Raw genomic sequence first — 7,508 nt, 5'->3', positions numbered from 1 at the left:
TGTTGTTGACGATGGTGAGCTCACGCGCGCCTTGCGCGATGAGGGCATCGATCAGTCTTGATGGCATGCCCGCATTACCGAAGCCCCCAATCATGACGGTCGCGCCGTCGTGCACGTCGGCGACGGCACGTTCCAGCGATTCACAGGTTTTGTCGATCATGGTTTGTGTATGAAGATGCGCGGCGGGCCGGTTTGCCGCACCGCGCGGATTGAACGAAGAAGCCGCTCAGGCAGCCTTGCCGGCCGGACCGGCAGGGTTGGCCAGCGGCGCCGATGCGGCGGCGGAGCGTTCGTGACGGATCAGCGAAACAGCGATCGTGGCCACGACGGCGGGAATCGCGATCGCCAGGAAGTTCTGCTGCAGCGGCAGCGCCATGCCGACCAGGGTGCCGATCACGATCGGCGCCAGGATCGCGCCGCTGCGGCCGACGCCGGACGCCCAGCCGATGCCGGTCGAGCGGATCGCGCTCGGGTAGAACTGGCCGGCATAGGCGTAAGTCACGATCTGGGTGCCGATGGTCGACGCGCCCGCCAGGCCCACCAGCAGGAACAGGACCGGGGTCGGCACCGGGTAGCCGAGCAAGGTGATCGACACCGCCGCCAGCGCGTACATGGCAACCAGCACGTACTTGATGTGGAAGCGGTCCGCCAGCCAGCCGCCGCCCACCGCGCCGATCACGGCGCCGAAATTCAGCACCAGCACGAAGGTCAGCGCGGAACCCAGGCTGTAGCCGGCGCCGGCCATCAACTTGGTCAGCCAGGAGCTCAGCGCATACACCATGAACAGGCACATGAAGAAGGCGATCCAGAACATCAGGGTGCTGAAGGCGCGGCCGTCCTGGAACAGCTTGCCGACCGGCGCGCCCGAGGCACGCTCGACGACCGGGAGCGCGAAGCTGTCGCCGGGCTGGGCACGGTAGCCGGGGTCGAGGCGCAGCAGCACGGCCTTCAGCTCATCGAGGCGCCCCTGCCTGACCAGGAAGGGCATCGATTCCGGCATCGATTTCAGCACGAAGGGGATCAGGAGCACCGGCAAGCCCGCCGCCAGGAACACCGACTGCCAGCCGTACTGCGCGATCAGGCCCTTGCCGAGGACGGCCGCCAGCATGCCGCCGACGGCATAGCCGCTGAACATCAGGGTCACCATCGTCGCCCGGATCCTGCGCGGCGAGTATTCGGTCATTTGGGCGACCACGTTCGGCATCACGCCGCCGATGCCCAGGCCGGCCAGGAAGCGCATCACGCTGAACACGTAGGGGTCGTGGGTGAGGCCGGCCGCCGCGGTGAACACGCTGAACAGCGCCAGGCAGATCACGATGGCCCAGCGCCGGCCGATGCGGTCGGCCAGGGTACCCAGGAAGATGGCGCCGAACATCATGCCGAACAGGGCCGAGCTGACCATGAAGCCGGCATCCTGCGCCGTCACGCCCATGTCCTGCATGATCGAGGGCAGCGCGATGCCGGCCACGGCCAGGTCGTAGCCGTCGCAGATGATGATGATGGCGCACCACAGAAGAAGCCTGGCGTGGAAGCCGTTGAATGCCGCCGTGTCGGCGATCTTGTGTATGTCGATGTGTCGCATGTACCTGTCTCCGTTATCGTTGATGTCGTGTGAACTGCGAACCTGCCTGCTGCTATTGCTAAACCTGCTTGGACGAACTCCTTGCGTGAAGAATCCAGTAAGCGACCATGCCGATCACGATTCCCCAGAAAGCCGAGCCGAGGCCGAGGAAGCGCATGTCCGAGGCGGTCGCGAGGAAGGTGACGACCGCCGCTTCGCGGTGATCCTCGGCGGCGACGATGCCGGCCAGGTTGGCGGTGATCGGCGCCAGCAGCGCCAGCCCGGCCAGCGTGATCACCAGCTCCTTCGGCAGGGCCGCGAACAGCATCACGATCGACCCGCCGCACAGGCCCGCCAGCAGGTAGAACACGCCGTTGGCGATGCCGGCCACGTAGCGCCGGCGCGGGTCTTCGTGGGCGTCCGCCCCGGTGCACATGGCGGCGGTAATCGCGGCGATCGCGATCGTGATGCCGCCGGTCGCGGCCACCGCCATCGACACCAGGCTGTTGACGCCCATGATCGGGCGCACCGGGGTGTCGTAGCCCGAGGTCTTGAGGACGGCCATGCCGGGCAGGTACTGGCCGGCGAGCGTGACCAGCACCAGCGGCAGGGCCAGGCTGAAGGTGCTGGCCCAGGACCAGGCCGGCATGATGAATTGCGGCGCCACCAGCCGCAGTTCGATGCCTGAAAAATGCGTGGCGCCCTGCGCCAGCGCCAGCAGCACGCCGGCCACCAGCAGCAGCAGGACACTGTAGCGCGCGGCCCAGCGCCGGAACACCAGGTAGGCCAGGATCATGCCGCAGGCCAGCAGCGGCAGCGTGGCGGTCGCGCGGAAAGCGCTTAAACCGAAGGGCAGCAGGATGCCCGCCATCATGCCGCTGGCGACGCCCTTCGGCACCAGCGCCATCAGGCGGTCGAAGCTGCCCGACAGGCCGATGACGAGCAGGATGGCGGCGGCCGTCAGGTAGGCGCCCACCGCCTCGTTGGGCGACAGGCCGGGAAACAGGGTGATCAGCAAGGCGGTGCCGGGCGCCGACCAGGCGGTGATGACGGGCGCGCGCAGTACCCAGCTCAGGACGATGCCGGAGACGGCGGCGCCGATCGAGATACCCCAGACCCAGGAGGCGAAGGTGGCGCTGTCGGCGTTCGCCGCCTGGGCCGCCTGGTAAAAGATCGCGAGCGGCCCCGTGAACGAGACCAGCACGGCGAGGAAGCCCGCCGTGACGCTCGATACCGACCAGTCGGACCAGCCGCGGCGGCCAAAATGGGTGGCCGCCGGCGGCCCGGTTTCAGGCGCGGCCTGCGCCGTACTGCGTTGATCCGTCTGCAGCATGCGTGTCTCCCCTGGAGGTATGCCGCTGGCCGCTTCAGGCCAGCAGGAAGGATGCGACTGCGTCGCTGAAGCGGTCCGGCGCCTCCACGTTCGACAGGTGCGATGCCGGCAGGCTCGCCAGCGCCGCGCCCTTGATCGCGCCGGCCAGCGCCTGGGCGTCGGCCACCGTCGTCACGGGATCCTCGGCGCCGGCGATGACCAGCGTGGGCGCCGAGATGCGGTGCAGATCGGGCGTCAGGTCGGCGCCGGCCAGGGCCTCGCAACAGGATGCATAGCCCTCGGGGTCGAGGCCGCGCACGGTCTTCTGCATCGCCCCCACCACGACCGGCTGGCGCGCCACGAAGTCGGGCGTGAACCAACGCGCCGGCGAGCCGGCGGCGATCTCGTTCATGCCGTTCGCCCGCACGGCCGCCGCCCGCGCCTGCCAGGCGTCGGCGCTGCCGATCTTCGAGGCCGTATTCGCCAGCACCAGCTTGTGGACGCGTTGCGGTGCATGCGCGCCCAGCCATTGGGCGGTGACGCCGCCCATCGACAGGCCGACGACGTGCGCGCGTTCGATGTCGAAATGGTCGAGCAATCCGACCACGTCGGCGCCCAGCTGGGCGATCGTGTAGGGGCCGCGCGGGGCGCTGGAGGCGCCATGGCCGCGCGTGTCGTAGCGCAGGACGTGGAAGCGCGTCGCCAGCACGGCCGCCTGCGCGTCCCACATCGAGAGATCGGTGCCGAGCGAATTCGACAGCACGACCGCCGGACGCTTGCGGTCGCCGTCGCAACGGACGTGGAGCCTCACGCCATTCACGGATATGTTCGTCATGCTCACCCCTGGTCGCCGCCGGCCACCGGCAGCACGCTGCCGGTGATGTAGGAAGCCTCGCTCGAGGCCAGGAACAGGATCGCGCCGACCTGCTCGTCGATGGTGCCGTAACGTCCCATCAGGCTGGAGGCGACGGTCTGGTCGACGATGCCCTGGTACCAGACCTGCTCCTGCGCGCTCAGCGGTTTCGGGTTGCGCGGCACCACGCGCGGCGGCGCCTCGGTGCCGCCGGTGGCCACGGCGTTGACGCGGATGCCGTCGGCGGCGTGCTCGAAGGCCAGGCTGGCGGTCAGGGCGTTCACGCCGCCCTTGGCCGCCGAATACGGGATCCGGTGGATGCCGCGCGTCGCCACCGACGAGACGTTGACGATGGCCCCGCCGCCCTGGTCGATCATGCTCGGCAGCACGGCGCGGCAGCACCACAGGGTCGGGAACAGCGAGCGCCGGATCTCGGCCTCGATCTCGTCCTCCGCGTATTCCTGGTAGGGCTTGGCCCAGATCGTGCCGCCGACGTTATTCACCAGCACATCGATGCGGCCGAACTCGCGCAGCGCCGTCTCCGCCAGCGCGCTGGCGCCGGCCCAGGTTTCGAGGTCGACCCGCGCCAGGGTGACCAGCGCGCCCAGGGCCTGGGCTTCGGCGCCGACTTCTTCCAGGATGGCGGCGCGGTCGGCCAGGACCAGCTGGGCGCCCTCGCGCGCCGCCGCCAGCGCCACGCCGCGCCCGATACCCTGGGCCGCACCGGTGACCACCACCACCTTGTCCCTGAAGCGCGCGCGCGCGTTTGCGTGATCGTTCATCTCATGCTCCTGCGTTGGGCGAGAATTTCTCGTAATGGAAACTGGCCGGCTCGACACCGATATCGCCCAGCCAGCCGCGCACCGCGTCCACCATCGGCGGCGGGCCGCACAGGTAGACGTCGACCTCGCCGTCGTTCATCCAGGCCGGCTCGACGTGGGCGGTGGCGTAGCCCTTGCGCGGGTGCGTGCTCTCCGGCGCCGCCACGCAGGTGACGTAGCTGAAGTTCGGGCGCGCTTGCGCGATGCGGTCGAGCTCGTCCAGGCCGATCAGGTCGCAGTCGTTGGTCACCGCGTAGACCAGGCGCACCGGATGCGCGAAGCCGCCCTGCTCCAGGCTGCGCAGCATCGACAGGAAGGGCGCGATGCCGGTGCCGCCGGCCAGGAACAGCACCGGGCGCACTACCTGGCGCAGGTAGAAGCTGCCGAAGGGACCCACGAAAGTGATGGCGTCGCCTTCGGCGGCCTGGCCCGCCAGGTAGCCGCTCATGCGGCCTTCCGGCACGTTGCGCACGACGAACTCGACGCGGCCGGCGCCGGGCGCCGAGCTGAAGGAGTACGAGCGCGTCAGCTCGGTGCCCGGCACCTGGACGTTGACGTACTGGCCGGGCAGGAAGCCGGGCGCCGCGCCCTCCTCGACGTCGACCGCGAAACGGATGGTCGAGGGCGAGAACCGCTCCACGCTGGCGATCCTGCCCTGGTAGCTGTGGGCGCCGGACTTGCAGGCCTGCGATGTGGCCAGGATCTTGACCACGCAGTCGGAAGTCGGACGCATCTGGCAGGCCAGCACGAAGCCCCTGGCGGCGTCGGCGGCTTCGAGCGCGTCCTCGATATAGCTCGATTCAGGCATGTCGTAGCTGCCCGACTCGCAGTGCGCGCGGCAGGTGCCGCAGGCGCCGTCGCGGCAGTCGAGCGGGATGTTGACGCGCTGGCGGTAAGCGGCGTCAGACAGGGTTTCCTTGTCGTTGCACGCGATGAAGCGGGTGATCCCGTCTTCGAACTGCAGGGCGATGTGATGGCTCATCGTCGGTCTCCTTGGCCGCAGGCCGCCCTGCCGGGCTGCGTTGCGGCGATGTGTGAAGCTGGCTTGAAGCTGATCTGAAGCGGTTTAGATGTGGTAGACGTCGATCACCTGGTGGATGTAGTCGTTCTTCAGCACGACGTACTTGTCCAGGATGCGCGGCCGGCCGTCGCCGGATTCGCCATTGAAATCGATGACATAGCGCGACATGCCGAAGTACGAAAAGTCGGTCTTGTAGCGGTGGCTCAGCGTGTGCCAGTTGAAGCGCACCGTGACCACGCCGCCTTCCTGCTTCTCGATCTCGATGTTGGCGATGTTGTGGCTGGTGCGGGTATCGGGCACCGTGGCGCTGGAGCGCTCGGTCTTGATCCGGAACACGCGGTCCTCCAGGCCCTGGCGGGTCGGGTAATAGATCAGCGAGATCTCGCGCTGCGGGTCGCTCACCAGTTGGCCGTCGTCGTCCCAGGACGGCATCCAGAACTGCGCCTCGGGGTCGTAGCATTCGAGCCACTCGTCCCAGGCTTCGTCGTCGAGCAGGCGCGCCTCACGGTACAGGAAGGCGGCCACGTCATGGATGGCGATGGTGCTCATGCCTGCTCTCCCTTGTCGGATGCCGGTTGCCCGGCCTGCGCCTTGCGCATGACCTCGAGCCAGTAGCGGTGCTGGACCGTGTACAGGCCTTCGTCCTCGGTGCGCACGCCGCTCATCACGGGCGCCAGGCCGATTTCCTTCGCCGCCTCGTCCGGCCCCTGGATCCAGTGGGACGCACCCCGGCACATGTCGTTCCAGGGCATGGCGCTTCCCGCGTAGCCTGCCTGGCAGGCACGGAATTCCTCCAGGTCGTCGGGCGTGGCCATGCCGCTGACGTTGAAGAAGTCCTCGTACTGGCGGATGCGGCGGGCGCGCGCCTCGTCGGACTCGCCCTTCGGCGCGATGCAGTAGATCGTCACCTCGGTCCTGTCGACCGAGATCGGACGCAGCAGGCGGATCTGCGACCCGAACTGGTCCATCAGGTAGACGTTCGGATACAGGCACAGGTTGCGCGAGCGCTCGACCATCCAGTCGGCGGTCGCCTTGCCGTACTGCGCCGCGTACTCGGCGTGGCGCGGGTAGTTCGGCCGGTCCTCGGGATTGGCCCATTGGGTCCAGAGCAGCATGTGGCCGTGGTCGAAGGCGTAGAAGCCGCCGCCCTGGCGTCCCCACTTGCCGGCGTCCATGGCGCGGATCTTGTCCTCGCGCTCGGCCGCTTCCTTGCGCCGGTTGGTGGTCGCCGCATAGTTCCAGTGCACCGCCGAGACGTGGTAGCCGTCGGCGCCGTTCTCGGCCTGCAGTTTCCAGTTGCCCTCGAAGGTATAGGTCGAGGCGCCGCGCAGCACTTCCAGGCCGTCGGGCGACTGGTTGACGATCATGTCGATGATCTTCGCCGCTTCGCCCAGGAACTCCTCGAGCGGGGGCACGTCCGGGTTCAGGCTGCCGAACAGGAAGCCCTTGTAGTTGGCGAAGCGCGCCAGCTTCTTCAGGTCGTGCGAGCCTTCCTTGTTGAAGCAGTCGGGATAGCCCGCGTCTTCCGGGTCCTTCACTTTCAGCAGCTTGCCGCTGTTGTTGAAGGTCCAGCCGTGGAAGGGACAGGTATAGGTCGCCTTGTTGCCGCGCTTCAGGCGGCACAGCTGGGCGCCGCGGTGGCTGCAGGCGTTGATGAAGGCATTCAGCTCGCCCTGGCGGTTGCGGGCGATGAACACTGGCTGGCGGCCCATGTGCAGCGTGTAGTAGTCGTTGTTGTTCGGGATCTGGCTCTCGTGGGCCATGTAGATCCAGTTGCCCTCGAAGATGTGCTTCATCTCGAGCTCGAACAGGGCCGGGTCGGTGAACGCGCTGCGGTGCAGGCGGTGGTCGCCGGTTTCATGGTTTTCCACCAGCAGAGCGTCGAGGTCGACGTCGCTGCCCACGGGGCGCACAGGTAGGGGATGGATCGGGATCATGGC

The 7,508-nt window shown here is 68.1% G+C and carries 8 protein-coding genes; all 8 read right to left on the bottom strand.

The genetic code is table 11. The features are described from left to right. The coding region (locus RT688_RS21670) for a CoA-transferase (RefSeq protein ID WP_313706910.1) at nt 1-160 on the bottom strand (160 nt) is incomplete at its 3' end. A gap of 66 nt (nt 161-226) precedes the next feature. Continuing rightward, entirely contained in the window at nt 227-1,582 is a 1,356-nt protein-coding gene (locus RT688_RS21665) for an MFS transporter (protein ID WP_313706909.1), read from the bottom strand. A 58-nt stretch (nt 1,583-1,640) separates the two neighbouring features. Next, nucleotides 1,641-2,894: a benzoate/H(+) symporter BenE family transporter gene (locus tag RT688_RS21660; protein ID WP_313706908.1), complete on the bottom strand. Its 1,254-nt coding sequence runs from the start codon at nt 2,892-2,894 to the stop codon at nt 1,641-1,643. Nucleotides 2,895-2,928: 34 nt separating this feature from the next. Further along, nucleotides 2,929-3,708 (bottom strand): 3-oxoadipate enol-lactonase, encoded by a 780-nt coding sequence (gene pcaD, locus RT688_RS21655; RefSeq protein ID WP_313706907.1) that lies wholly within the window; start codon nt 3,706-3,708, stop codon nt 2,929-2,931. Between the two features lie 2 nt (nt 3,709-3,710). Then, entirely contained in the window at nt 3,711-4,508 is a 798-nt protein-coding gene (locus RT688_RS21650; protein ID WP_313706906.1) for a 1,6-dihydroxycyclohexa-2,4-diene-1-carboxylate dehydrogenase, read from the bottom strand. A 1-nt stretch (nt 4,509) separates the two neighbouring features. After that, nucleotides 4,510-5,529, bottom strand: coding sequence for a benzoate 1,2-dioxygenase electron transfer component BenC (gene benC / locus RT688_RS21645; protein ID WP_313706905.1), 1,020 nt, complete (start codon nt 5,527-5,529; stop codon nt 4,510-4,512). Between the two features lie 84 nt (nt 5,530-5,613). Continuing rightward, nucleotides 5,614-6,117: a benzoate 1,2-dioxygenase small subunit gene (gene benB, locus RT688_RS21640; protein WP_313706904.1), complete on the bottom strand. Its 504-nt coding sequence runs from the start codon at nt 6,115-6,117 to the stop codon at nt 5,614-5,616. Then, nucleotides 6,114-7,505 carry a benzoate 1,2-dioxygenase large subunit gene (gene benA, locus RT688_RS21635; protein ID WP_313706903.1) on the bottom strand — a complete coding sequence of 464 codons (1,392 nt, stop codon included), beginning with the start codon at nt 7,503-7,505 and terminating at the stop codon, nt 6,114-6,116. Before benA ends, benB begins: the two co-directional genes overlap by 4 nt. Nucleotides 7,506-7,508 lie beyond the last annotated feature (3 nt).

Source organism: Massilia sp., assembly GCF_032106685.1.
In the GTDB taxonomy this organism is placed as follows: Bacteria; Pseudomonadota; Gammaproteobacteria; order Burkholderiales; family Burkholderiaceae_D; genus Telluria.
The sequence above is the reverse complement of the archived record's forward strand: the minus strand, read 5'-3'. Positions and strand labels throughout refer to the sequence as shown.